This window comes from Streptomyces sp. NPDC107471 (assembly GCF_055582845.1).
In genome coordinates, this window is sequence record NZ_JBVJPC010000005.1 from 90,591 (window position 1) to 113,764 (window position 23,174).

19 protein-coding genes and 2 tRNA genes are annotated in these 23,174 nt (G+C 72.6%); 10 read left to right on the forward strand and 11 right to left on the reverse strand.

Going from position 1 to position 23,174, the window contains the following annotated elements; translation table 11 throughout:
- Positions 1-43: 43 nt before the first annotated feature.
- The 5 genes from ACZ66S_RS17885 (at position 44) to ACZ66S_RS17905 (ending at position 5,151) form a co-directional block, all read left to right on the forward strand.
- The gene (locus tag ACZ66S_RS17885; protein WP_469902475.1) at positions 44-580 is read left to right on the forward strand and encodes a MarR family winged helix-turn-helix transcriptional regulator; all 537 of its coding nucleotides are present in this window, start codon (positions 44-46) and stop codon (positions 578-580) included.
- An 85-nt stretch (positions 581-665) separates the two neighbouring features.
- On the forward strand, positions 666-3,125 hold the full coding sequence (locus ACZ66S_RS17890; protein ID WP_469903014.1) for an MFS transporter: 2,460 nt from the start codon (positions 666-668) through the stop codon (positions 3,123-3,125).
- Positions 3,126-3,216: 91 nt separating this feature from the next.
- Positions 3,217-4,038: a YceI family protein gene (locus ACZ66S_RS17895; protein WP_469902476.1), complete on the forward strand. Its 822-nt coding sequence runs from the start codon at positions 3,217-3,219 to the stop codon at positions 4,036-4,038.
- 35 nt (positions 4,039-4,073) lie between these two features.
- Positions 4,074-4,673, forward strand: coding sequence for a class I SAM-dependent methyltransferase (locus ACZ66S_RS17900; RefSeq protein WP_469902477.1), 600 nt, complete (start codon positions 4,074-4,076; stop codon positions 4,671-4,673).
- A 4-nt stretch (positions 4,674-4,677) separates the two neighbouring features.
- Positions 4,678-5,151, forward strand: coding sequence for a PPOX class F420-dependent oxidoreductase (locus tag ACZ66S_RS17905; RefSeq protein ID WP_469902478.1), 474 nt, complete (start codon positions 4,678-4,680; stop codon positions 5,149-5,151).
- 67 nt (positions 5,152-5,218) lie between these two features.
- Here ACZ66S_RS17905 and ACZ66S_RS17910 read toward each other — a convergent pair whose 3' ends face one another.
- The 8 genes from ACZ66S_RS17910 to ACZ66S_RS17945 form a co-directional block, all read right to left on the reverse strand.
- Positions 5,219-5,983, reverse strand: a complete 765-nt coding sequence (locus ACZ66S_RS17910; RefSeq protein ID WP_469902479.1) for a TetR/AcrR family transcriptional regulator — start codon at positions 5,981-5,983, stop codon at positions 5,219-5,221.
- A 137-nt stretch (positions 5,984-6,120) separates the two neighbouring features.
- Positions 6,121-7,602: an MFS transporter gene (locus ACZ66S_RS17915; RefSeq protein ID WP_469902480.1), complete on the reverse strand. Its 1,482-nt coding sequence runs from the start codon at positions 7,600-7,602 to the stop codon at positions 6,121-6,123.
- 105 nt (positions 7,603-7,707) lie between these two features.
- Positions 7,708-9,897 (reverse strand): ArnT family glycosyltransferase, encoded by a 2,190-nt coding sequence (locus ACZ66S_RS17920; protein ID WP_469902481.1) that lies wholly within the window; start codon positions 9,895-9,897, stop codon positions 7,708-7,710.
- The gene (locus tag ACZ66S_RS17925) at positions 9,897-11,402 is read right to left on the reverse strand and encodes a bifunctional glycosyltransferase family 2/GtrA family protein (protein ID WP_469902482.1); all 1,506 of its coding nucleotides are present in this window, start codon (positions 11,400-11,402) and stop codon (positions 9,897-9,899) included. The genes ACZ66S_RS17920 and ACZ66S_RS17925 overlap by 1 nt, the downstream gene beginning before the upstream one ends.
- A gap of 14 nt (positions 11,403-11,416) precedes the next feature.
- Positions 11,417-13,069: an ATP-binding protein gene (locus ACZ66S_RS17930; RefSeq protein WP_469902483.1), complete on the reverse strand. Its 1,653-nt coding sequence runs from the start codon at positions 13,067-13,069 to the stop codon at positions 11,417-11,419.
- Positions 13,066-13,806, reverse strand: a complete 741-nt coding sequence (locus ACZ66S_RS17935) for a response regulator transcription factor (protein ID WP_037711888.1) — start codon at positions 13,804-13,806, stop codon at positions 13,066-13,068. The genes ACZ66S_RS17930 and ACZ66S_RS17935 overlap by 4 nt, the downstream gene beginning before the upstream one ends.
- Before the next feature lie 171 nt (positions 13,807-13,977).
- The gene (locus tag ACZ66S_RS17940) at positions 13,978-14,853 is read right to left on the reverse strand and encodes a DUF2797 domain-containing protein (RefSeq protein WP_469902484.1); all 876 of its coding nucleotides are present in this window, start codon (positions 14,851-14,853) and stop codon (positions 13,978-13,980) included.
- A gap of 105 nt (positions 14,854-14,958) precedes the next feature.
- Positions 14,959-15,393 (reverse strand): HGxxPAAW family protein, encoded by a 435-nt coding sequence (locus ACZ66S_RS17945; protein WP_469902485.1) that lies wholly within the window; start codon positions 15,391-15,393, stop codon positions 14,959-14,961.
- Positions 15,394-15,474: 81 nt separating this feature from the next.
- On the opposite strand from ACZ66S_RS17945, the gene ACZ66S_RS17950 reads away from it, so the two are divergent.
- Both ACZ66S_RS17950 and ACZ66S_RS17955 read left to right on the forward strand, forming a co-directional pair.
- Entirely contained in the window at positions 15,475-15,963 is a 489-nt protein-coding gene (locus ACZ66S_RS17950) for a MarR family winged helix-turn-helix transcriptional regulator (RefSeq protein ID WP_469902486.1), read from the forward strand.
- Positions 15,964-16,165: 202 nt separating this feature from the next.
- Positions 16,166-16,678, forward strand: coding sequence for a GtrA family protein (locus ACZ66S_RS17955; protein WP_469902487.1), 513 nt, complete (start codon positions 16,166-16,168; stop codon positions 16,676-16,678).
- Between the two features lie 23 nt (positions 16,679-16,701).
- On the opposite strand, the gene ACZ66S_RS17960 is transcribed toward ACZ66S_RS17955, so the two are convergent.
- Complete coding sequence (locus tag ACZ66S_RS17960; RefSeq protein ID WP_469902488.1) at positions 16,702-17,208, reverse strand: NUDIX domain-containing protein; 507 nt, start codon at positions 17,206-17,208, stop codon at positions 16,702-16,704.
- A gap of 169 nt (positions 17,209-17,377) precedes the next feature.
- Here ACZ66S_RS17960 and ACZ66S_RS17965 point away from each other — a divergent pair, with 169 nt between their 5' ends.
- The gene (locus tag ACZ66S_RS17965; RefSeq protein ID WP_469902489.1) at positions 17,378-17,563 is read left to right on the forward strand and encodes a hypothetical protein; all 186 of its coding nucleotides are present in this window, start codon (positions 17,378-17,380) and stop codon (positions 17,561-17,563) included.
- 87 nt (positions 17,564-17,650) lie between these two features.
- On the opposite strand, the gene ACZ66S_RS17970 is transcribed toward ACZ66S_RS17965, so the two are convergent.
- Together ACZ66S_RS17970 and ACZ66S_RS17975 are read right to left on the reverse strand one after the other, a co-directional pair.
- Positions 17,651-17,723, reverse strand: a tRNA-Arg gene (locus tag ACZ66S_RS17970).
- 187 nt (positions 17,724-17,910) lie between these two features.
- Positions 17,911-18,001: transfer RNA gene (locus ACZ66S_RS17975), tRNA-Ser, on the reverse strand.
- A 207-nt stretch (positions 18,002-18,208) separates the two neighbouring features.
- Between ACZ66S_RS17975 and ACZ66S_RS17980 the strand changes: the two genes are divergently transcribed.
- On the forward strand, positions 18,209-18,637 hold the full coding sequence (locus ACZ66S_RS17980; protein WP_469902490.1) for an SSI family serine proteinase inhibitor: 429 nt from the start codon (positions 18,209-18,211) through the stop codon (positions 18,635-18,637).
- Between the two features lie 170 nt (positions 18,638-18,807).
- Positions 18,808-23,106: a PAS domain-containing protein gene (locus ACZ66S_RS17985; protein WP_469902491.1), complete on the forward strand. Its 4,299-nt coding sequence runs from the start codon at positions 18,808-18,810 to the stop codon at positions 23,104-23,106.
- Positions 23,107-23,174 lie beyond the last annotated feature (68 nt).

Consider the following 23,174-nt stretch of genomic DNA (forward strand, 5'->3'; position numbering starts at 1 on the left):
AGCGCCCCTATGGTTGCCCTAAGCAACGAATACGGGAGGTGTGATGGCCGAGCAGGCGCGCTACGAGGAGCTGATCCGTCAGTTCAGCGCCTTCGGAGCCGTGAAGCGGGAGATAGGACGGATGATGCCGTCCGAGTGCCCCGCCGGTTCCGCCGCCGTACTGACCCTGCTCGGGCGCTACGGCGACATGCGCATGAGCAAGCTCTCCGAGCTGCTCGCCGTGGACATGTCGGTCACCAGCCGCCACGTGGCGCACGTCGCCGAGCGCGGCTGGATCGAGCGCTCCCCCGACCCCGCGGACAAGCGCTCGCGCATCCTGCGCCTGACGCCGGCCGGCCAGTCGCTCCTCGACCAACTGTCCCGGCGGACGTGCCACATGCTCGCCGAGCGGCTGGGCGACTGGAGCGACGACGAGGTGGCCCAGCTCACCGCGCTGATGGCCCGGCTGCGGGCGAGCTTCGACGACACCCGCGCCCACGACACCCGCTCGCACGACACCCGCGCCCTCGGCCCCGAACCCCGGCCGCCCGCACCCCTCGTACTCGAACAGACCACCCGTACACCCGCGATCACCCAGTAAGAGAAGGAAGCCCATGGCAACGACCACACCAGTTGGTGTGCGGGCCCACGCCAAGCACGGGGGAGGCTCCGGCGAGTACGCCCCGATGACGCACCGGCAGATCATGGAGGCCCTCTCCGGCCTGCTGCTCGGCATGTTCGTGGCGATCCTGTCGTCCACGATCGTCACCAACGCGCTCCCGCACATCATCGGCGACCTCGGCGGCGGCCAGTCGGCCTACACCTGGGTCGTGACCGCCTCGCTGCTGGCGATGACCGCGACCACGCCCCTGTGGGGCAAGCTCGCGGACCTGTACAGCAAGAAGGCGCTCGTCCAGATAGCTCTGATCATCTACGTCCTGGGCTCGATGGCCGCCGGTCTGTCGCAGAACCCGGGCATGCTGATCGCCTGCCGTGTCGTCCAGGGCATCGGCGTCGGCGGACTGTCCGCCCTCGCGCAGATCGTGATGGCCGCGATGATCTCCCCGCGTGAGCGCGGGCGTTACTCCGGCTACCTGGGCGCGACCTTCGCCGTCGCCACCGTCGGCGGCCCGCTGCTCGGCGGTGTCATCACCGACACCTCGTGGCTGGGCTGGCGCTGGTGCTTCTACGTCGGTGTCCCCTTCGCCGTCATCGCGCTGATCGTGCTCCAGAAGACCCTGCACCTGCCCGTCGTGAAGCGGGACGTCAAGGTCGACTGGGCCGGCGCCACCTCCGTCGCCGCCGCCGTCTCGCTCCTGCTGGTCTGGGTCACCTTCGCCGGTGACAAGTACGACTGGCTCTCGTGGCAGACGTACACGATGGTCGGCGGTTCGATCGTGCTCGGACTGCTGTTCGTGCTGATCGAGTCCAAGGCGAGCGAGCCGATCATCCCGCTGCGGCTGTTCCGGAACCGGACCATCACGCTGGCCTCGCTGGCCTCGCTGTTCGTCGGTGTCGCGATGTTCACCGGCACGGTCTTCTTCAGCCAGTACTTCCAGTTGGCCCGCGACAACTCCCCGACGATGTCCGGCGTCATGACCATCCCGATGATCGGCGGACTGTTCGTCTCCTCCACCGTCTCCGGGCAGTTCATCACCCGCACCGGGCGCTGGAAGGCGTGGCTGGTCAGCGGTGGTGTGCTGGTGACGGCCGGACTCGGTCTGCTCGGCACCATCCGGTACGACACGGCCTACTGGAAGATGTCGATCTTCATGGCCCTGCTGGGTCTCGGCATCGGCATGATGATGCAGAACCTGGTGCTGTGCACGCAGAACCAGGTGGACGCGCGCGACCTCGGTTCCGCCAGCTCGACGGTCACCTTCTTCCGTTCCCTCGGTGGTGCGGTCGGTGTCTCCGCGCTCGGCGCGGTCATGGCCCACCGGATCACGCACTACGTGTCGGACGGCGTCGCCGCGCTCGACCCCAAGTACCAGGCCGCCCTGTCCGGTTCCGGCTCCTCCACCGACAGCATCCCGGACCTGGCCAAGCTCCCGTCCCCGGTGCGCACGCTGGTGGAGAGCTCCTACGGCCACGGCATCGCCGACGTGTTCCTGATCGCCGGTGCCCTCGCGGCCATGGCGTTCCTGATCACCCTGTTCATCAAGGAGGTCCCGCTGCGGACCAAGGGCGCGCTGGCGCAGGCGGCGACCGAGCAGACGCCCGCTCCCGCCGAGGCTCCGGCCGAGACCACGGCCGTCGCGCCCACCCCGGGCCGGCCGGCCGCCGAGACCGTCGCCTCCGACACCGAGACCGCCGCCGACGGCACCCAGCGGCTGTCCGCGGTGGCCACCCTCGCCCGTCCGGAGGCCTCCGGTGACGGCTCCGGCGGCATCCCGGTCCGCGGTTTCGTGCGCGGCAACGAGAGCGCGCCGGTCCCGGACGCCGCGGTCACGCTGATCTCGCTCGCGGGACGGCAGCTCGGCCGGTCGGCGACCCGGGCCGACGGCTCGTACGAGGTCGAGGCGCCGGGTGTGGGGTCGTACGTCCTGATCGCCTCCGCGGACGGCTTCCAGCCGCAGGCGTCCACCGTCCTGGTGGGCGGCGAGCCGGTGGCCTACGACATCCTCCTCAGCGGCACCAGCGGGCTGAACGGGCTCGTGCGGGCCGCGCGGACCGGGGAGCCCGTCAAGGACGCGATGGTGATCGTCACCGATGTGCGGGGCGATCTGCTGGCCACCGGGACCACCGGTGAGCAGGGCGAGTTCGCCTTCGGCGAGCTGGTGCCGGGTGCGGTGACCGTCGCGGTCAACGCCGCCGGGTTCCGGCCGCGCGCCCTGCCCGTCGAGGTCGGCGGCACCGGCGTCACCCGCATCGAGGTCGACCTCGACTCGGGCGCCCGCCTCCAGGGTGTCGTCCGGGCGCCGCACGGCCCGCTGGCCGACGCGCGGGTCACCCTCGTGGACGCGGCCGGCAACGTGGTCGGCACCGCCACCACCGGGACGGACGGGGCGTACGCCTTCACCGACCTGGACGGCGGCGAGTACACGGTCATCGCGACGGGCTACCCCCCGCAGGCGACGGCCCTGACGGTGAACGGCCCCGCGGTCGACGGCCACGACATCGAACTCGCCCACCCCGGCGAGTAGTTCAACCGCTCCGGCCCGTGGCGGGGAGCGCGCGCTTCGAGCGGAGGCGCGCGCCCGCCACGGGCCGGTCTTCTTCGAGGAGTTGTGAGAGATGGGACTGACCGCGAGGATCCGCACCCGGGACGGCTGGGCCGTGTCGCACGCGGTCGTGACGGTGACCGACATGACCGGCACGCAGGTGCTGCGCGCGGAGGCGGACGCCGAGGGGGCGGTACGGGACGGCACTCCGCTGGAGCCGGGGCCGTACACCGTCATCGTCACGGCCGTCGGCTACGCGCCCGCCGCCTCCAGTTCGATCGTCACCGCGAGCGGGCGGGCCGAGGTCGGCACGGTCACCCTGGCCCGCATCGGCGGGGCGGAGCTCCCGCCGCCCGGACCCTGGACCGTCGACCCGGCCCACTCCAGCGTGGGCGCGGTCGCCCAGCACCTGGGCATCTCCAGCGTGCACGGCCGCTTCACCGACTTCACCGCGGCGATCGAGGTCGCCCCGGACGACGTGACCAAGTCCCGGGTGGAGGCGGTGATCCGGGCGGCCTCCATCGACACGGGCAACGCGATGCGGGACGAGCACCTGCGCTCGGCGGACTTCCTGGACGTGGCGCGGTACCCGGAGATCACCTACCGGTCGACGGGGCTGACGGTGACCGGCACGGACCGCTGGACGGTCCACGGGGAACTGGCGATGCGCGGTGTCGTACGGCAGGTGGACCTGGACCTCGCCTATCTGGGCACCGGCGCCGACCCGTGGGGCGGGACCCGCGCGGCCTTCCGGGCCACGACCCAACTGCGGCGGGACGACTTCGCCATGAACTACAACCAGGTCGTGCAGGCGGGGATCGCGGCGATCGGGACGACGCTGAAGGTCGAGCTGGACGTCCAGGCGGTGCAGGGGGAGTCGCTGCCGCAGGGCTGAGGGCGTTGTCAGTGGCGGGACGTACGGTTCGGGGCATGGAACGGAGCACGGGGGTGCGGGCGTACTACGCCGAGTCGGCCGAGCGCCTGGGGCGGATCTACGAGAGCGTCACGTTCGAGGACGTGCACGGGGCACTGCTGGACCTGCTGCCGCCGGCACCCGCGCGGGTGCTGGACGTCGGCGCGGGGACCGGGCGGGACGCGGCGGCACTGGCCGGACGCGGGTACACCGTCGACGCGGTGGAGCCGGTGGCGGAGCTGCGGCGGGTGGCCGAGCGGCTGCACCCCGGCAGCGGGGTGACCTGGCGGGCGGGCGCGCTGCCGGAGATACCGGGCGTGCGCGGGCCGTACGACGTGGTCCTGCTGTCCGCGGTGTGGATGCACCTGCGTCCGCAGGAGCGGCCGGTCGCGATGCGGCGGCTGGCCGGACTGCTCGGGTCCGGCGGGCTGTTGCTGGTCACCCTGCGGCGCGGGGAGCCGCCCGTCGACCGGCAGATGTTCGACATCCCGCCGGAGGACGTGGTCGGGCCGGCGGCACAGGTGGGGCTGAGGCCGCTGCGGACCGTGGCCGAGGGCACGGACCGACTGGGCCGGGACGCGGTGCGGTGGCAGGCCGTGGCGCTCCAACTAGGCTGATTCCATGGCACCGAACATTGCGACGAACACGTCCGTCTCCCTGGAAGAGCTGCTGGACTTCGTGCGGCCCCGGCACCGGGCCCTCCTGTTGACGCGGCGGGCGGACGGGTCACCGCAGGCCTCGCCGCTGACGTGCGGGGTGGACGACTCGGGGCGGATCGTCGTGTCGACGTACCCCGAGCGGGCGAAGACGCGGAACGCGAAGCGGGATCCGCAGGTCAGCGTGGTCGTGCTGAGCGACGACTGGAACGGACCGTGGGTGCAGGTCGACGGGACCGCGGAGGTCGTGGACGCGCCGGATTCCGTGGAGCCGTTGGTGGAGTACTACCGGAACATCTCCGGGGAGCACCCCGACTGGGACGAGTACCGGTCGGCGATGCTGAAGCAGGGGAAGTCGATCATCCGGGTCACTCCGGTGCGGTGGGGGCCGGTGGCCACCGGCGGCTTCCCGGCGCGGTTGGCTTCGCCGGACGCGTGAGGGGCGGGGACTTCGGTTCGTCGGCGGCCGCGGGTCCGTCGGGGTTCTCGCGCAGTTCCCCGCGCCCCTAAGGGCGCTCCACCATGGCCTCGATGCCTTTGACCAGTAGGTCCAGGGCGAACTCGAAGTCCCTGTCTCTCATCTCCTCGACCGTGTCGCCGCCCCTCGCCGTCATGATCTCCTCGTTCTCCTTGAGGATCTCCGCGGCGCCGGGGGACTCGGTCGCCGCCGTCATGGCGTGCCGGAAGTAGGCATCCTGGGTCATCCCGGCCTGTGCGGAGCGGGTGACGAAGTGGCCCTCGATGGTGCCGAAGCCGTAGACGAACTGGAAGACGGCCGAGATGGCGCCCGTGATGCCGTGGGCGGGCAGCCCGGTCCTGCGGACGACCCGGTGCACGGTCCGGGACAGGGCCAGGGAGTGCGGGCCGATGTTGAGGAAGGTGCCGGCCAGCGGTGAGACCCAGGGATGCCGGACCAGCAGCCCCCGGTACTCCCCGGCCATCGTGCGCAGTTGGTCCCGCCAGTCCTCGTCGGCGGCGTCCGGGTCCGGCAGCTCCAGCTCGCCGAAGACCGCGTCCAGGGCGAGTTCGAGGAGGTCGTCCTTGGTGTCGACGTACCAGTAGACGGACATCGCGGTCACGTTCAGCTCGGCGGCCAGCCGCCGCATGGAGAACTTGGCCAGCCCCTCGGCGTCCAGGAGCCGTACGGTCACCTCGGTGATCCGGTCCCGGTCGAGTCCGGAGAGCTGCCCGCCGGCCCGTCCGCCCCGGCGCACCTTGCCCTCCAGCCAGACACTGGTCCGACCCGAGGCCTTCTGGCCTGTGTTAGCCATGGCGCACCTTTCAGAAACGTCCGTTCCCGCTGTTCACCGGCAAAGATGCCAGGTGGCTTCCAACTTAAGGGGCGGGGGGAACTCCGCGACCAGCCACGACCGGCCTGCGTGCGCCGACGCACCACGACCCCGCCCCCTCAGGCGACTTCGCTCCGCTCCGCCCTCCGCAACAGCACCCCGGCGACCACCCCGCCCAGCAGCACGGCCACCGCCCCCACCAACTGGCTGCTCTCCAGGCCGGAGGCGAACGCGTCGGTGATCCGCGCCCGCTCCGACGCCGACCCCGCCGCCGCCAGCGCCCCCGGCAGGGACACCGCCGCGACCGAGATCCCCGCCGCGAACCGGGCGTTGAGCACCGCGCCCAGGACCGCGACCCCGAGGCCCTGCCCGAACTCCGCGACCGTGCCGTTGATCCCCGCGCCGACCCCGGCCTTCTCCGGCGGGATCGCGCTCATGATCGCGTGTGCCATCGCGGGGCTCGCGACCGCCGCCCCCGTGCCGATGAGCACCAGTCCGAGCAGCGTGCCCGGATAGCCGTGGTCGGTGAGGGTGGCGATGGAGAGGAGGCCCGCGGCCATCACGGCCATGCCGAGGCCGATGGAGAGCGGGGTCCCGAGCCTGGCCGACCACTTGGCCGCGACGCCCGTGAAGTTGAGGGCCACGATCATCAGCGCGAGCGGTGCCGTCCGCAGGCCCGCCTCCAGGGGGCCGTAGCCGAGGACGAACTGCATGTGCTGGGTGAGCAGGAAGAGCGAGCCGCCCATGCCGAAGGTGATGAGGACCGCTCCCGCCACCGCTCCGGTGAACCGGCGGTCGCGGAAGAAGTGCATGTCGAGCATGGGGTGGGGGATCCGGTTCTCCCAGTACGCGAACGCGGCGAGGACCACGGCCGCCACCACCGCCGGCACCAGCACCCGGCCGGACGTCCAGCCGTGCTCGGGGCCGGAGATGATGGCGAACACCAGGGCGGCCATGCCGATCGTGGAGAGCAGCGCGCCGAGCAGGTCGGGGCGGTCGCCCCGCGGGTTCTTGGACTCGGGGACCAGGATCACGACCGCGACCAGGGCCAGGGCGGCGACCGGCAGGTTGATCAGGAAGATCGCGCCCCACCAGAAGTGGTTCAGCATGAATCCACCGAGGAGCGGGCCGGTCGCGAAGCCCAGCGAGTTCACCGCCGCCCAGATGCCGATCGCCCTCGGCTGCTCCTCGGGCGCGAAGATCTGCATCGCCACGGCGAGCGTGGTGGTCATCAGCAGCGCCCCGCCCACGCCCATCCCGGCGCGGGCCGCGATCAGTTGGGCGGTGGAGTCGGCGAGACCGGCGACCAGTGACCCGACGCCGAACAGGACCAGTCCCGCGGCCAGCATCTTCTTGCGGCCGTAGCGGTCGGCGGCGCTGCCCGCGGTGAGCAGGAGGCCCGACTGCACCAGCGAGTACGCGTTGATCATCCACTGGATGTCGGAGGTGGCGGCGCCCAGTTCGCTGGTGAGCGAGGGGATCGCCACGTTCAGGATCGTGTTGTCGAGCAGCACGGTGAGCTGCGCGAGACAGATGACACCGAGTATCAGCCAGCGCTGCGGGTGGCCCTGGGAGACGGCGGTGGGGGCGGGAGCGGTCATGCCGTACACCGTAGAACAGTTCTTATACGGTGTACAACGCGGTTTCCCGCCGTACGACGAGAAGGGCGGCGACCGAGGTCACCGCCCTTCTTCGGTCGCGAACCGTCAGCCGCTCGCCTTCTGGGTGAGGTCGTAGAAGGTGGCCGAACCGACCGTGACCTTCTTGAAGTTGGCCTCGACCCACGAGGTGATCTGCGAGGACGTACCGCTGCTGCTGCCGCCCATGCCGCCGCCCGAGCCGCTGGAGATGAAGTAGTGGATCCTGCCGTCCTCCACGTACTTCTTGAACTGGGCCAGGGTCGGGGACGGGTCGGTGCCGTTGAAGCCGCCGATCGCCATCACCGCGTCGCCCGTGGAGAGCTGGTAACTCGCCGCGTTCTGGGCGCCGATGGCCGCCGCGGCCCAGGTGTACTCCGACGAGTCCGTCTCCAGCAGCTTCTTGGCCTCGGAGCTGACGCTCGCGCCGTTCAGCAGGCCGCCGACGCCACCGCCGCCGCCCGTGCCACCGCCGTCACCGGTCTGTCCGCCGGGGCCGCCCTGCTGGTTCCGGGTGCCGCCGTTGCCGTTCTGCTGGCCCTGCTGGCCCGGCATGCCGCCGCCGGGGAAGCCGCCCGTGCCACCGCCCTGCGTGTTGCCGTTGCCGTTCTGCCGGCCCTGCTGGCCGGGCATGCCGCCGCCGAAGCCGCCGCGGCCACCGCCGCCTCCGCCCGGACCGCCGCCGCCCATCATGGACGCGCCCGACGGGCCCGCCGTCACGATGGAACCGGTGTGGCCCTCCTGGAGGGTGCTGAGGGTGTACGCCGTCGGGCCGGCCAGCGAGGCCGCCAGGCCCAGGGAGGCCGCCGCGAGGGCGAGTCGGCGGCCGACCCGGCCCGCGAAGATCAGGCCGAGCGCGGCGACCAGGCCGCCGATCAGGACCAGGTACTTCAGCCAGGGCAGGTAGTCGGAGGTGCGGTTGAGGAGGAAGTAGCTCCAGGCGGCCGCCGCCACGACCGAGGCCGCGAGGGTGATCGACGCCCACAGCTCGGCGCGCTTCTCCCACAGGACGCCGGCGCCCATGCCGATCACGGCCGCGATGTAGGGCGCGAGGGCCACCGTGTAGTACTGGTGGAAGATGCCCGCCATGTAGCTGAAGACGATCACGGTCATCAGCAGCGAGCCGCCCCAGACCAGGAACGAACCGCGCCTGACGCTGGTCCTGCCGAGTCTGCGGGTCGCCACCAGTCCGGCGACGAGCAGGATCAGCGCGGCCGGCAGCAGCCAGGAGATCTGGCCGCCGATCTCGGAGTTGAACATCCGGTCCCAGCCGGTCTCGCCCCACTGGCCGGTGCCGCCCGCGCCACCGCCGCCGCCGACCGAGCCGGTCTCGTCGCCGCTGAGACGGCCGAAGCCGTTGTAGCCGAAGGTCAGTTCCAGGAAGGAGTTGTTCTGGGAGCCGCCGATGTACGGACGCGAGGAGGCGGGCCACAGCTCGACGATCGCCACCCACCAGCCGCCGGACACGATCAACGCCAGGGTGGCCGCGGCCAGTTGACCGACCCGCTTCCGCACGGAGACCGGGGCGCAGACGGCGTACACGATCGCCAGCGGCGGCAGGATCAGGAAGGCCTGGAGGGTCTTCGCGAGGAACGCGAAGCCGATCGCGGCACCGGCCCACAGCAGCCACCTGGTGCGGCCGTCCTCCAGGGCGCGGACCACGAAGTAGCAGGCCGCGGCCATCAGGAGGGCCAGCATGGCGTCGGGGTTGTTGAACCGGAACATCAGCGCCGCGACGGGGGTGAGCGCGAGCACGGCGCCCGCGATCAGACCGGCCGCGGGGCTGAACCGGCGGCGCACGGAGGCGTGGACGACGGCGACCGTGCCGACGCCCATCAGGACCTCGGGGACCAGGATCGCCCAGGAGTTCAGGCCGAAGACCCGCACCGACAGCTCCATCGGCCACAGCGAGGCCGGCGGCTTGTCGACGGTGATGGCGTTGCCCGCGTCCAGCGAGCCGAAGAAGAACGCCTTCCAGGACTGGCTGCCGGCCTGGACCGCCGCCGAGTAGAAGGAGTTGGCGTAGCCGGAGGAGCTCAGGTTGTACAGGTAGAGCAGGAGGGTCGCGGCCAGCAGGCCGAGGAAGGCCGGGCGCGCCCAGCGGGGGTCCTCGGGGCGGCCGCGCCACAGTCCGCGGACGAAGGGCTGCCGGGGTTCACCGGACTCGGGGGCCGGGGCGGCGACCGGCGCTTCGGGGGCCGTCGCCGCCGGACCCCACCCGGAACCCTGCGGGGCCGGACGGTCGGTCTGCGTGGTCATCAGGAGTTCCTCGGGTCGGTGTCGGTCGGGCGCACCGGCTGCAACTGCACGGTCGCGTCCCTCCAGGAGCGCTGCTCCGCGGCTTCACCGGCGCGGAACTCGGTCGTGTCGTACGGGGACGCGGTGGTGTACGGCGGCGGCGCGTACTGGTTCGCCGGACGCTGGGGCAGCGGTGCGTACGGCTGCTGCGGGAGCTGCTGGGTGGAGTAGGTCGGCGAGGACGGGGTGTGGGCGGCGACGACGGTGGACCGGGACCGGTCGTCGTCACCGCGGTCGGGGAAGACCCAGGCCCGGAAGAGCAGGAAGCGCAGCACGGTCGCCGCGAGGTTGGCGGCGATCAGCACCGCCAGCTCGGTGGAGTGCGCGGGGTCGCTGCTGGCCGCGTTGAGGGCGGCGAGGGAGCCGCTGGTCAGTGCGAGGCCGATACCGAAGACGACCAGGCCCTGCGCCTGGTGCCGGACGGCACCGCCGCGCCCCCGCACCCCGAAGGTCAGTCGCCGGTTGGCGGCGGTGTTGGCGACCGCGGAGACCAGCAGGGCCAGCGCGTTGGCGATCTGGGAGCCGCTGAACTGCCGGAAGGCGCTGTAGAGGACGAGGTAGAAGAGGGTCGACAGACCGCCGACGACACAGAACCCGACGAGCTGGCGGGCCAGCCCCTTCGGCACGTCCTGGATCTCGCGGTCGCGCGGGTCGTCACCGAAGGGCCGGGTGATCCGGTCCAGCGGCAGCGATCCGCTCGCCAGCGCCTTGCCCACCCGCCACACCCCCTTGAGGTCCTCGGTCGCCGTCTTCACGATGTGGACGGTGGAGTCGGGGTCGTCGACCCAGTCGACGGGCACCTCGTGGATACGCAGTCCCGCGCGCTCGGCGATGACCAGCATCTCGGTGTCGAAGAACCAGCCGGTGTCCTCGACGAGCGGCAGCAGGACCTGCGCCACGTCACGCCGGATGGCCTTGAAGCCGCACTGGGCGTCGGAGAAGCGGGCCTGGAGGGAGCCGCGCAGGATGAGGTTGTAGGCGCGGCTGATGAACTCGCGCTTGGGACCGCGCACCACCCGGGAGCTGCGGGCGAGCCGGGAGCCGATCGCCAGGTCGGAGTGGCCCGAGATCAGCGGGGCCACCAGCGGCAGCAGGGCGTTGAGGTCGGTGGACAGGTCCACGTCCATGTAGGCGAGGACGGGGGAGTCCGAGGCCGACCAGACGGTCCGCAGCGCCCGGCCACGACCCTTCTGCTCCAGCCGGAAGGCCCTGACCTCCGCGATCTCCGTCTCCAACCGCCGGGACACCAGGGGAGTGGTGTCCGTCGACGCGTTGTCCGCGATGGTGATGCGGAACGCGTACGGGAACGTGCGCTTGAGGTGTTCGTGCAGTCTCAGCACACACGGCTGGAGGTCCTTCTCCTCGTTGTAGACGGGGATCACTACGTCCAGGACAGGCGTACCGGCGTCGCCGGCCGGGAGGTGCTCCCGCGCCGGCAGGGTGCCGGGAGAAGAGTCGGTTCGCATGTGAACGACTCTGGTCAAGCCCCCTGTTGCACCCATATGGCGGCGCTGTGCTGTGCCTGTGAGTGCGATCGCCGGTCGGTTTGGGGCGCCGGACGGGGGGCCGCCGGCCCGACCGCGGGCAGGTGCATGGTGAACACGGTCCGCCCCGGGACGCTGTCCACGGTCACCGCGCCGCCGTGCGCGGTCGCGACGGCCTGCACGATGGCGAGGCCGAGCCCGGTGGACCCGGTGGCGCGGGAGCGCGCGGAGTCGCCGCGCGCGAACCGTTCGAAGACGTGCGGGAGCAGGTCGGACGGGATGCCCTGGCCGTTGTCCTCGACGTCCACGCACATCCACGGTCCGCGGCGCTGCACGCGCGCGGTGACCGTCGTACCCGGCGGGGTGTGCTTGCGGGCGTTGCCGAGCAGGTTGATGAGCACCTGCTGGAGACGGGCCGCGTCACCGGAGACGAGGGCGGGTTCGTCGGGCAGGTCGAGGCGCCAGTTGTGGTCCATGCCGGCCGCGCGGGCGTCGCTGATGGTGTCCACGACGAGCGGGATGAGGTCGGTCTGCTCGAACTGGAGCGGCCGCCCGGCGTCCAGGCGCGCGAGCAGCAGCAGGTCCTCCACGAGCAGCGTCATCCGGCCCGCCTCGGACTCGATACGGCCCAGGGCGTGCCGGGTGTCGGGGCCGACCTGTTCCCTGCCGCGCCGGGTGAGCTCGGCGTAGCCGCGGATGGAGGCGAGCGGGGTTCTGAGCTCGTGACTGGCGTCGGCGACGAACTGCCGGACCCGCATCTCGCTCTGCTGCCGGGCGTGCAGGGCGCCGTGGACGTGGTCCAGCATCCTGTTCAGCGCGGAGCCGACCTGGCCGACCTCGGTGTGCGGGTCGCACTCCGACTCGGGCACCCGCTCGCTCAGGTTGACCTCGCCGGTGTGGAGCGGCAGTTCGGAGACCCTGGTGGCGGTGTTGGCGACCTTGCGCAGGGGGCGGGTGGCGAGCCCGACGAGGACGTAACCGGCGATGACGGCGGCGCCGAGGCCGGCGGCGGTGACGCTGATCTCGACGAGGATCAGGGTGTTGATGGTGCTGTTGACGTCGTCGGTGGGCAGGGCGATGTAGTACGAGTCGGTGTTGTCCCTGCTCGTCACGTACTGGACGCGGTACTCACCGAGGCCGGGGATCTCCACGGTGTGGGCGTTGTCGTCCTGGGGCACGGTGGCGAGGGCCGCCTTCTGCGCGGCGTTGAGCTTGGCCGCCGTCATGCCCTTGAAGTCGCCGTTGCTGTCCTTCTGCTGCTCGGCGAAGGCGGCACTGACGATCTTGCCCTTCTGCACGTACGCGGCGACGGTGTCGGGTTGCGTCGGGGCCTGATCGATGAGGTTCGCGGCCTTGTCGCTCGCCGAAACCGACTTCTCCGAGACGGGCGGGTCCTGCGGAGGCTTCTTGTCCTGCTGGGGTGCGTTGTCCCTGCCGAAGCCCACCGCGCGCCCGGCGGTCTCCCGCAGCTTGCCGTCCAGTTGGTCGTACAGATGCGACCGCAACGCCAGTGTCGTCACGGTGCCGATCACCGCGCAGACCACGGCGATCAGCACCACCGACGCGACGACGAGCCGCGTCCGCAGCGTGCGCGGCTTGCCTGCTCGCCCTGCTCGCTTCTGCGCCCGCGGCCGTCGTCGCCCGCTCATGACGCGGCGGGCTTGATCAGGTATCCGGCGCCGCGCCGGGTGTGGATCATCGGCTCACGGCCCGCGTCGATCTTCCGGCGCAGGTAGGAGATGTAGAGCTCGACGACGTTGGCCTGGCCGCCGAAGTCGTAGGACCACACCCGGTCGAGGATCTGCGCCTTGCTGAGCACCCGGCGGGGATTGCGCATCAGGAACCGCAGCAATTCGAACTCGGTCGCGGTCAGGTGGATGTTCTCCCCGGCCCGGGAGACCTCGTGGCTGTCCTCGTCGAGGGTGAGGTCACCGACGACCAGCACGGAGTCGGAGCGGCGGTCTGCGGCTCCGGAGCGGCGGATGAGTCCGCGCAGCCGGGCCACGACCTCTTCGAGGCTGAACGGCTTGGTGACGTAGTCGTCGCCACCGGCGGTGAGCCCGGCGATACGGTCCTCGACCGCGTCCTTCGCCGTGAGGAACAGCACGGGCACGTCCGGCAGCTCGCGCCGCAGCCGCCCCAGGACGGTGAGGCCGTCCATGTCCGGAAGCATCATGTCCAGGACGACGGCGTCGGGCCGGAACTCCCGTGCGGTCTGGACGGCGCCCGTGCCGTCGCCGGCGCTGCGGATCTGCCATCCCTCGTAGCGGAGGGCCATGGACAGCAGTTCGGTGATCGACAGCTCGTCGTCCACCACAAGCACTCGGACGGGGCTCCCGTCCGGCCTCAGCAGTTCGGTGCGCCCCTGGGGCGAGGTCGTGGTCATGGTGAACACCATGTCGGGGCCCCCTGAGAGCACCCTTTCGGCAGTCTGTGATTTTCCTGAGAAACGCACAGGCGGCTCTCAGGGAACGCCTGGGGAATGGCTTGTTCGACACGCGGACAAGCCGTGCGGCCGAGGCGGCACCCCCTCCGTCCCTTCCCGTCGGCCGCCCCCTCAGAACAACCCGTCCTGCACCCCCGGCGCCTCCCTGAACTCCCGCACCGGCACGGTGGTTTCCGCCCCGTCGGCCGGGACCAGCTCCCATCCGGTCATCAGCCGTGTGTCCAGTACGACGGCTCCCCCGCCCGCCGTCTCCAGGTGCAGGTCGGGACCCGCGGCCGCGAGGAGCCGTCCCCCCACCGACCCGCCCGCGACGAGCCCGGTCACCTCACCCACGGCGGTGGGCACTCCGGCGAGGCCGAAGATCTCGACGTGGTCGACCGGTCGGTACGGCGCCCGCGCGAGGGACTCCGGCCAGCCGCCCAACGCCACCGCGCGCGCGTGCAGTTCGGCGATCTCGGCGGCCCGCTCGGCGGCCGAGACCGGCAGGGCGGACCGTACGGCCCGCTTGGCACCGTAGGGAATGCGGTCGGGTACCGAGAGCGCGGCCCGCAGCAGTTCCTCGGTGCGCCGCGCGGCCATCAGCGGACCCGTGCCGAGCCAACTGAAACAGACGGCACCCTGCTCCCACAGGCGCGCCGGGCCCCGCTCGAACGCCGTGATGCCGACCTTGACCATGCCGGGCCCGAACCACGCCAGATACACCCGGTACGGACGCGGATCGTCCGCGAGGGTGTCGGCCGCCACGGAGTGCGCCCGGTCCAGTCGCGCGCACTCCTCGCACCGCGCCCCCGTGCTCCGCACCGACACCGCGGCCCGCGTCGGACACGCGTGCCCCCGAGCCCCCACACATGTCCGCACACCCCCCTCAGCGACCCCGAAGGCCACCCGCTTCCCCCAGGTCAGCGCACTGCGCCGCCCCCCGTCCCAGCGCAGCACGGGCCCGTCCGCCGACCACGACAACCCCGCGCACTTCCATCCCTGTGCCATCTCTCACGAGGGTAGGGGGCACCACTGACAACGGGGACGGCACGAGAAGCGCCGGCACCGACAAGCGCAGCAACTCCAGGACACCGGCTCCACGGACAACTCCGACTACACGGACGCCGGCGCCTCGGAGACCGTCCCCGCCGACCCCGCCCCCGACCCCACGCGCACCGGCTCCACACCCCTGGGCGCCACGGACACCAGCTCCCCCGCCCCCCGCGCCCCGACCACCCGGGCCCGCGCACCGCCGCGTCCCGCCATCCGGCATCCGACGCACCCCGGGTGCCCCTGCCGCGCACCCGTGTCCCGCACCCGCATCCCCCACTCCTCGCGCGGCCTGCGCCCCGGCGGCTTGCCCCAGCCGGTGAGGTGCAGGGCCCAGGTCACGAGGGCGCTCGCCGCGGTGATCGCGAGACCGACGGCGATCAGCACGCCGGACACCGTGCACACCCCGAGCCCCAGCACGGACGTCCCCACGGTGGCGACGGCGACGCCGGTCCAGCCCGCGACCGTGTGCCCCTCGTCATACTGATGTGCACTCACAGAGCCTCCTCGACCCGTTCTCTCACCTCCTAAGAAATTTACCGCAGAAACCTCTTAGACGCTAAGGGAATAAGGATTCCGATGCACGCCGAGCCCCGCCCCTCCGCCACTCCGGCCCAGGCCCTGGAGGCGATGGACTTCTTCATCGCCACCGCCCACCTCGGCCAGCAGGAGATGGCCCAGCGGCTGGGCCTGAACGTCACCGACCTGCTGAGCTTCGCCTGCGTCCTGAAGGCCGGCGAGAACCTCCTCACCGCGGGCGACCTGGCCGAGCACGCCCACGTCACGACCGGCGCGGTCACCGGCATCCTCAACCGGCTCGAACGCGGCGGATACGTCACCCGCGTCCCCGACCCCACCGACCGCCGCCGCGTCCGGGTCGCCGCGCAGCCCGACGCCGTGGCCAAGGTCGTCGCCCTGTATCAGCCGTACTACGACCGCCTCGACGCCGTCTTCGCCGAGTACTCCGCCGACGAGATCGCCGTGCTCCACGACTGGTTCAGCCGTACGACGAACCTGTCGCTCGCCTATATCGAGGAGCTGCGGGCGAAGGACGCGGAGGGCGAGTAGCGGGGCTGTGCTGCGGGCGGGTGACCTTTGCCGCAGCGGGAGTTGGCGGGGGTACCCCACCCCGGGGGTGCAGCCAGCCCTACCTTCGGTTCGGGAGTGCGCTCCATCGATTCGGCGCCCTCGCGACGGCATCGTTGATCACGGCTGGTCCACCCGGGATCCAGCGGATCGACAACCCGGCGCCGAGCGTGAGGAAACCCCAATGGAGCCGCAGACGGCCGACCGGACCCCGTCCCTGTCCACGCCGGGCCCCGTCGCCTCCTTCGTGCGGTTCGTCGTCTGCGGCGGCGGGATCGGTGTCCTGTCCAGCTTCGCGGTTCCGCTGGTCGCGGTGACGATGCCGTGGGCGATGGCGAACGCGGTGGTCACCGTGGCCTCCACGCTGCTGTGCACCGAGCTGCACGCCCTGTTCACCTTCGGCACCGGCCGCCGCCCCGGCTGGCGCCGGCACCTGCAGTCCTCCGGCTCGGCGGCCGCCGCGTACGCGGTCACCTGCGCCGCGATGCTCCTGCTCCACCTGGTCCAGTCGACGCCGGGGATGCTCACGCAACAGGCGGTCTACCTCGGCGCCTCAGCGCTGGCCGGCATCGGCCGCTTCCTGGTTCTGCGCCTGTTCGTCTTCGCCGGCCCCCGCAAGGACCCGCGCCCGGCCGGGACGGTCGTGGCCCTGCCCCGCCCGGCCCTGCCGCGCACCGCGGTGAGCCCGGTCTGCTGAACGGGGCGTGCCCCTGCCGCACCTCACAGAGGTGACCCGGCACCGGGGACTTCCGTGTACCGCCGAAGGGCCTCCACCCCGTCGGACACGAACGCCCCGCCGCGCACCGCCTCCAGCAACTCGCCCTCCCGGAACCACCCGCACCATGCGATCTCCTCCGGATCGGGCACGAGCGCGGCGGTCACGACCACCTCGTGCACCCCGAGCCAGTAGGGGCTGCTCCCGCCACGGCACAGGAACTTGAGGACGAACCGCGGCTGCCCGAACACCCCGAGCTCCTCGGCGAGTTCACGGGCGGCCGCCTCCTCGTACGACTCCCCGACCTCCGCGGCCCCGCCCACCAGCCAGTTGTACTGCCCGGGGAAGCGGGAGAGTCCCTCCGGCCGCCGGTGCACGAGGATCCGCCCGCGCGGATCACGGCAGACCGTGGTCGCGACCCGGTGCAGCCACCCCTTCGCGATGGCCTCCGCCCGGTCCACCACCCCGATGACCCGGTCCTCCTCGTCCACCCGCTCGACCAGTTCACCCATGCCGGGCACGATCGCAGAGGGGTACGACAACGCCGCGACGGGGGCTGGCGACCCCCTGGGGGTGCGGCTTGCCCCACCCCGGATCGGGCGGCCGGCTCCATGTCGCGGCCCCGGGATCGACGGCATCGTGGAACCCATCGGCACGCGGCTCCCTCCGGAAGGAACTCCCATGAACCAGCTCCAGTCCTCCCCGCCGGCCCACCCCGCCCCCGAGAGCGACCTGGCCCCGCTCCTCACCGCCTGGGACGAGGCCCACCCGGCCGCCGCCGACCCCGACTGGCGCCACCTCCTCGACGAACTGGCCCACCCCCACACCACCCGGGCCTTCCACACCCTGGCCACGTCCCCCGCATGAGCCGCACCGCCCGCCGACCGCAACCACGGCTGTACGACCCCCAGAAACGCCAGAAGCCCCGGAATAATCCGGGGCTTCTGTTCTGTGTGCACTCGGCAGGATTCGAACCTGCAACCTTCTGATCCGTAGTCAGATGCTCTATCCGTTAAGCTACGAGTGCTTGTTCTGTTTTTTCGCCGCTCCTTGCCCTTCCGGGCCGCTCGCGGCGACAGGAAGAACATTACATGACTGCCGCTCGCATGTGAAATCCGTTAGCCATACCCCTTGTGAGCTGCGGAAACGCACATCTGAGCGAAGCGGGAACGACAAAGCCCCGGTCGCTGGGACCGGGGCTTCGTGATCTTGCGCGGAGGCGGAGGGATTTGAACCCTCGATGGGATGTAAGTCCCAAACCGCATTAGCAGTGCGGCGCCATAGACCGGACTAGGCGACGCCTCCAGCACAGCCGCCCGCGCGAGCGCGAGTGGTGCGTGCAGATGATGACACAGCCGGAGGTCGTGCCACCAATCGGCTCCCACGGTACTAGGCAGGCGGGGCGCAGGGCAAAGTGCTTTCGCCGCTTCCGCGGGTCCCCTTCCGCAGCTCCCCTTCCCCCGCTCCACCGCTCCCTCGCAACGTACGGCCCCCTCCGCCGTTAGTCAGGGCATGTCATACGTCATCCGGCTCGGCCGGCTCGCACGACTGAGTCCGCTCCCGCTGTTCCTCGCCGCCCTCGCCCCCACCCCCGCGACGGCGTACACCCCGGCCGGCGACCACCTCACCGTCACCGTCCGGGACGCGGGCCACGGTGCCGACGGGACCTTCGAGGTCGACTGCCACCCCGCCCGCGGCACCCACCCCGACGCCTACGGCGCCTGCGCCGCCCTGGACCGCAACACCCGGTGGGGGAAGGACACCTTCGCCCCCGTCCCCGAGGGCAGCCTCTGCACGATGCTCTACGGCGGTCCCGCGACCGCCCATGTCACGGGCACGTGGGCCGGACGCCCCGTGGACGCCCGGTTCGACCGGAGCAACGGCTGCGAGACCGCCCGCTGGGACCGCTTCGTGCCCCTCCTCCCCGGCATGGACACCTAGCCCCCGAAGGGCGGTCACACGTTCTACTTCACTTCGTCGTGCGACCTCCCTCTCATCCGGCACCCCCGCACAACCGCTGCGCTTAGACTCCCTCGCGTGACACGTCGCGGGCCCCTTGGCAAGATGGCCCGAACGGTCGGCAAGGTGCGGTAACAGGGAGGAAGCGTCTCGTGAGCAGCAGGCCATCCCGAGGCGCTGCTCGCCTCGCAGCCATACTCGACGCGCTTCCCGACGCGTTGGTGCTGGTCAACGCCAATGGGACCGTCGTCAACGCCAACACCATCGCCCTGGAGGCGTTCGAGGCGCCCGGGACGGCTCTGGTGGGGCGGGGACTGCTCGACCTGCTGCCGCACTTCGACTCGCGGCTCATCCCGGGCTCGATGCGGCGGCCCGACCACATGGACCCGCGCGGGCGGACCAAGCCGACCCGGATGGTGGCGCGCAGGACCGACGGCAGCGAGTTCCCCGTCGAGGTCACCAGCGCCAACCTGGAGAACGGCCAGCAGGCCTACGACGGTTACGGCTACAGCGGCGACGAGCTGCTCATGCTCGTCGTACGGGACCTGACCGGGACCGTCGACACCGAGGCCGAGCTGGCCCGTTCGCAGCGGCAGACCGAGATGATCCTGCGGGCCGCGTCCGAGGGCGTGGTGGGCACCGACACCGACGGGCGGATCGTCCTCGTCAACCCGGCCGCCGCCCAGATACTGGGGTACCGGGCCAGCGACCTCGGCGGGCGCGAGCTCCACGACCTCATCCTGCACTCGCGCGCCGACGGCACCCCCTTCCCGTACGAGGAGTCCCCGCTCGCCGACACCCTGCGCTCCGGGCGCAAGCACCGGGTGCGCGGACAGGTGCTGTGGTCGAAGAAGGGCGAGAAGGTCCCGGTCGACCTGACGACCGCGCCCGTGCGCGACGGCGACCAGCTCGTCGGCGCCGTGCTCACCTTCAACGACCGGCGGCCCTACGACGCCCTCGCCGACGAGAAGTCCGCCGCCGACAAGGCGCACGCGGAGGAGCTGGAGCGGTTGGAGGAGGAGCACGCCTCCGAGCTGACCGCGCTGCGCCAGAAGCACATCGCCGAGCTGGAGGAGCTCCAGGAGCGGCACGACGAGGAACTCGCCGCCGGCGAGGAGCGGTACGCCGCGCTCGGGGAGCGCGAGAAGGACCGGTTCGAGGCCCTGGCCGCCCGCCACGACCAGCTCCTCACCCTGCTCGGACGCTCCCTGCGCGGGCCCCTCGACGAACTGCGCCGTGAACTGGCCGCGCTCGCCGCCGACGACGCCGGACAGCTCTGGCCCGAGGCCAACCAGGTCCTGCACCACCTCTCGGCCGGCTACTCCCGCATCACCAACCTCATCGACAACGTCCTCGGTTACCAGCGCCTCGACGCGGGCGCCGACGTCGTCGTCCGTACCAACGTCATGCTCGACGCGGTCGTCGCCGCCGGTGTGGACGGCGCGGTCGAGCTCATCGGGCCGGGACGCGTCCAGTTCGCCGTGCACGCGCCGCCCATCGAGGCCGAGGTCGACGCCCAGCGCCTCGCGACCGCGCTCGCGCACCTCATCGCGGACGTGGCCGGGGTCGACGCGACCGGGAACTCGCCCGTGTCCGCGGGCGGTTACATGGACAACACGGTCGTCGTGGCGGCCGCGCAGCGCGGCGAGGGCGTACGCATCGAGGTGCGCGGGCCGTACGCCGGGGGAGACCCGGTGCACGAGCCGATCGTGCGCGGGATCGTGCGCGCCCACGGCGGTGTGCTCCAGACGCACGAAGTGCCCGGCATGAGCGGCAGCGCGTACGTCCTCGAAGTGCCCATCGGCGGTGGGGCGGGGGCCGTGGCGGCTCCCGGTCCGGCCGCGCTGGAGGCCGCGCCCGCGGAGGCCGCCCCCGTGGAGGGCGTGACTCCGCCGGAGACCGCTCCCGCTGACGGCGGCGGGCGGCGGCGGGCCCGGCGCTCCTCCACCGACTCCTTCCTGGACGCCGACGTCCCGGCCGGGACCGACGAGTCCGCGGCACCCGCAGTGCCGCCGACCGGGCGGCGCAGGCGGCGGGCGGCGGCCGAGCAGGAACAGCCCGTGTCCGTACCGGCGCAAACCTCCGGTGACGACGGCGACGGCTCCGGCGGGACCGGGCGGCGTCGTGGGCGGCCCGCCGAGGGTGCCGAGGCCGCCGAGGCCGGGGTGTCCGAGGGTGCCGTGGTGATGGCCGGCGAGCACGGCGCCGGGTCCGCGGCCGTGAACACCGGTCTCGGCGGGACCGTACCGCCGCAGGGCGTGCCGGTCCCGGCCGGGCGTCGGGCCCGGCGCGAGGGCGGCGAACAGCACGCACTTCCGGCGGCGTTGCCCGCGGGCGGCTCCGCCGAACCGGGCCGACCGCAGGGCGAGCTCCAGGTCGCCGGGCAGGGCCCGGCCGGTGACGCCACCCCGCAGCAGGACGGGCGCAGGCGCCGGGCCCTCGCGGCCGCGTCGGAGCGTGCGGCCGCGCAGGAGGCGGCTCCCCGCTCGGTCTTCGCCCTCCCGCCCGCCGACGCGGACCGCCCGGCCGACGCCCCGGCCCCGGCTCAGGTGCAGGCCCAGCCGCAGGTCCAGGTGCAGGCACAGGGACAGACGGTGGCTCCGGGGCAGGTTCTGGGGCATCTCCCGGCCCAGGTCCCGGGGCAGCCGCAGGCACCCGGTCGGGCACCGGCACCGGCGGCCACCCCCGTTCCCGCCGGCGGTCTCGTGCAGCCCCTGCCCGCCGACGGTCACGGTGACCACGGCCGGCACGACGCCGTGCCGCACGACCAGTCCGCCGACCACACCCCGCCCCAGCCGCACCCGACCAACGCGCCCACGGGCCGGCGTCGCCGGGCCGTTGCCCAGCCCGCGCAGGACGTCCCCGCACCCGCCGGGCAGGCCGCCGTTCAGGTCCCCGGGTTCCCGGGTGTGCCCGTGCAGGACGCGACCGGACAGCCCGGCCTGATCGCGCAGGCCGCTCCTGCCCCGGCCTCCCCCCTCGCCGCGGCCCCGGCCCAGCCCGTACCGGCGGCCGGTCAGCCCCTCCCGGCAGAGACACCCCAGCCCCAGGCGCAGGCCCCGGCCGCGCCCGCCTCCCAGCCGTGGCCCGCCGGTCACGACACGTCCGGTGCCGGTGTCGCCGCCCCCGTACCCCCGAACCAGCCCGCCGCCCAGCCCCCGCAGGCCCCAGCGGCCGGGCAGCCCACCCCGCCGCCCGGTACGCCGCTCCCGGCGGAGGCTCTTCAGGCACAGGCACAGGCACAGGCCCGGGCCGCGGCGCAGCCGTTGCCCGCCGAAGCCGCGGCCGCTCCCGCCGCGCCCGTCGACCCGAACTCCACCCAGGGCCGGGCGATCAGTGTGCGGACCCTCGGCCAGGGGGTGCCGTTCACCCGGCAGGCGGCCCAGGTGCAGCAGGCGGGGGCGGCCACGCCTCCCCCGCACCAGCCCGGTGGCTCGGGACGGCGGCGCAAGCTCGGCACCCGGCCCGACCCCGCCGCCACGGCGGCCCCCGAGCAGGGCGGCCGCCCGCATCCGGCGGCCGAGCAGGCCGTGTCCGCGCCGGCGCCCGCTCCGCAGCCGTCGACGGCCGGGCAGTCCCGGCTCGCGCACGCCACCGAGGCGGCCGGACGGTCGTACGCTATAGGGGCGCCGGACGAGAACGCCGCCGAGGGGCCCGAGCCGTTGGACGGTCCCGGTGGGGCCGTCGAGATCCCGGACACCCCGCGGCCGCAGCCGATGGACGACGAGCTGCCCCCGGAGCCGCTGGACAACCCGCGGCGGCTGCTGGTGTGGCCCGCGCCGGACGTGACGACCCAGCAGGCGTTGAGCGACCGCGGGTACCGTCCCGTGGTCGTGCAGTCGCGCGAGGAGGTCGACGCGCAGATCGCGGCGTTCCCGGCCGCGCTCTTCGTGGACCCGCTGACCGGGCCGATCACGCGGACCGCGTTGCAGTCGCTGCGGCAGGCGGCGGTGGCGTCCGAGGTGCCGATCATGGTGACGGCCGGGCTGGGGCAGGCCTCGCGGGAGGCGGCGTACGGCGCCGATCCGGCCGTACTGCTGAAGGCGCTGGCGCCGCGGGACAGTGAGCAGCATCCGCCGCGGGTGCTGCTGATCGAGGAGCACGCGGAGATCGCGCTGGCGCTGACGGCGACGTTGGAGCGGCGCGGGATGCAGGTCGCGCGGGCGGCGAGCGACGCGGACGCGGTGACGCTGGCGGGACAGCTCAGGCCGAACCTCGTCGTGATGGACCTCATGCAGGTGCACCCGCGGCGGGCCGGGATCGTGGACTGGCTGCGGGCCAACGGACAGCTCAACCGGACGCCGCTCGTGGTCTACACGGCCGCCGTCGACCAGGCCGACCTGCCCCGGCTGGCCTCCGGTGAGACGGTCCTCTTCCTCGCCGAGCGGTCGACGAGCCCCGAGGTCCAGGCCCGGATCGTGGATCTGCTGGCCCGGATCGGGACGAACTGAGGGTCCTGTCCGGCTGGGGATCCTGTCCGGCTGAGCGTCCCGTCCGGCTGAGGGCGCCATGCGGGGTG

Coding starts and splice junctions, on each gene's coding strand:
- ACZ66S_RS17885 (WP_469902475.1), top strand. CDS start 44: ATGGCCGAGCAGGCGCGCTACGAGGAGCTGATCCGTCAGTTCAGCGCC.
- ACZ66S_RS17890 (WP_469903014.1), top strand. CDS start 666: ATGACGCACCGGCAGATCATGGAGGCCCTCTCCGGCCTGCTGCTCGGC.
- ACZ66S_RS17895 (WP_469902476.1), top strand. CDS start 3,217: ATGGGACTGACCGCGAGGATCCGCACCCGGGACGGCTGGGCCGTGTCG.
- ACZ66S_RS17900 (WP_469902477.1), top strand. CDS start 4,074: ATGGAACGGAGCACGGGGGTGCGGGCGTACTACGCCGAGTCGGCCGAG.
- ACZ66S_RS17905 (WP_469902478.1), top strand. CDS start 4,678: ATGGCACCGAACATTGCGACGAACACGTCCGTCTCCCTGGAAGAGCTG.
- ACZ66S_RS17910 (WP_469902479.1), bottom strand. CDS start 5,983: ATGGCTAACACAGGCCAGAAGGCCTCGGGTCGGACCAGTGTCTGGCTG.
- ACZ66S_RS17915 (WP_469902480.1), bottom strand. CDS start 7,602: ATGACCGCTCCCGCCCCCACCGCCGTCTCCCAGGGCCACCCGCAGCGC.
- ACZ66S_RS17920 (WP_469902481.1), bottom strand. CDS start 9,897: ATGACCACGCAGACCGACCGTCCGGCCCCGCAGGGTTCCGGGTGGGGT.
- ACZ66S_RS17925 (WP_469902482.1), bottom strand. CDS start 11,402: ATGCGAACCGACTCTTCTCCCGGCACCCTGCCGGCGCGGGAGCACCTC.
- ACZ66S_RS17930 (WP_469902483.1), bottom strand. CDS start 13,069: ATGAGCGGGCGACGACGGCCGCGGGCGCAGAAGCGAGCAGGGCGAGCA.
- ACZ66S_RS17935 (WP_037711888.1), bottom strand. CDS start 13,806: ATGACCACGACCTCGCCCCAGGGGCGCACCGAACTGCTGAGGCCGGAC.
- ACZ66S_RS17940 (WP_469902484.1), bottom strand. CDS start 14,853: ATGGCACAGGGATGGAAGTGCGCGGGGTTGTCGTGGTCGGCGGACGGG.
- ACZ66S_RS17950 (WP_469902486.1), top strand. CDS start 15,475: ATGCACGCCGAGCCCCGCCCCTCCGCCACTCCGGCCCAGGCCCTGGAG.
- ACZ66S_RS17955 (WP_469902487.1), top strand. CDS start 16,166: ATGGAGCCGCAGACGGCCGACCGGACCCCGTCCCTGTCCACGCCGGGC.
- ACZ66S_RS17960 (WP_469902488.1), bottom strand. CDS start 17,208: ATGGGTGAACTGGTCGAGCGGGTGGACGAGGAGGACCGGGTCATCGGG.
- ACZ66S_RS17965 (WP_469902489.1), top strand. CDS start 17,378: ATGAACCAGCTCCAGTCCTCCCCGCCGGCCCACCCCGCCCCCGAGAGC.
- ACZ66S_RS17980 (WP_469902490.1), top strand. CDS start 18,209: ATGTCATACGTCATCCGGCTCGGCCGGCTCGCACGACTGAGTCCGCTC.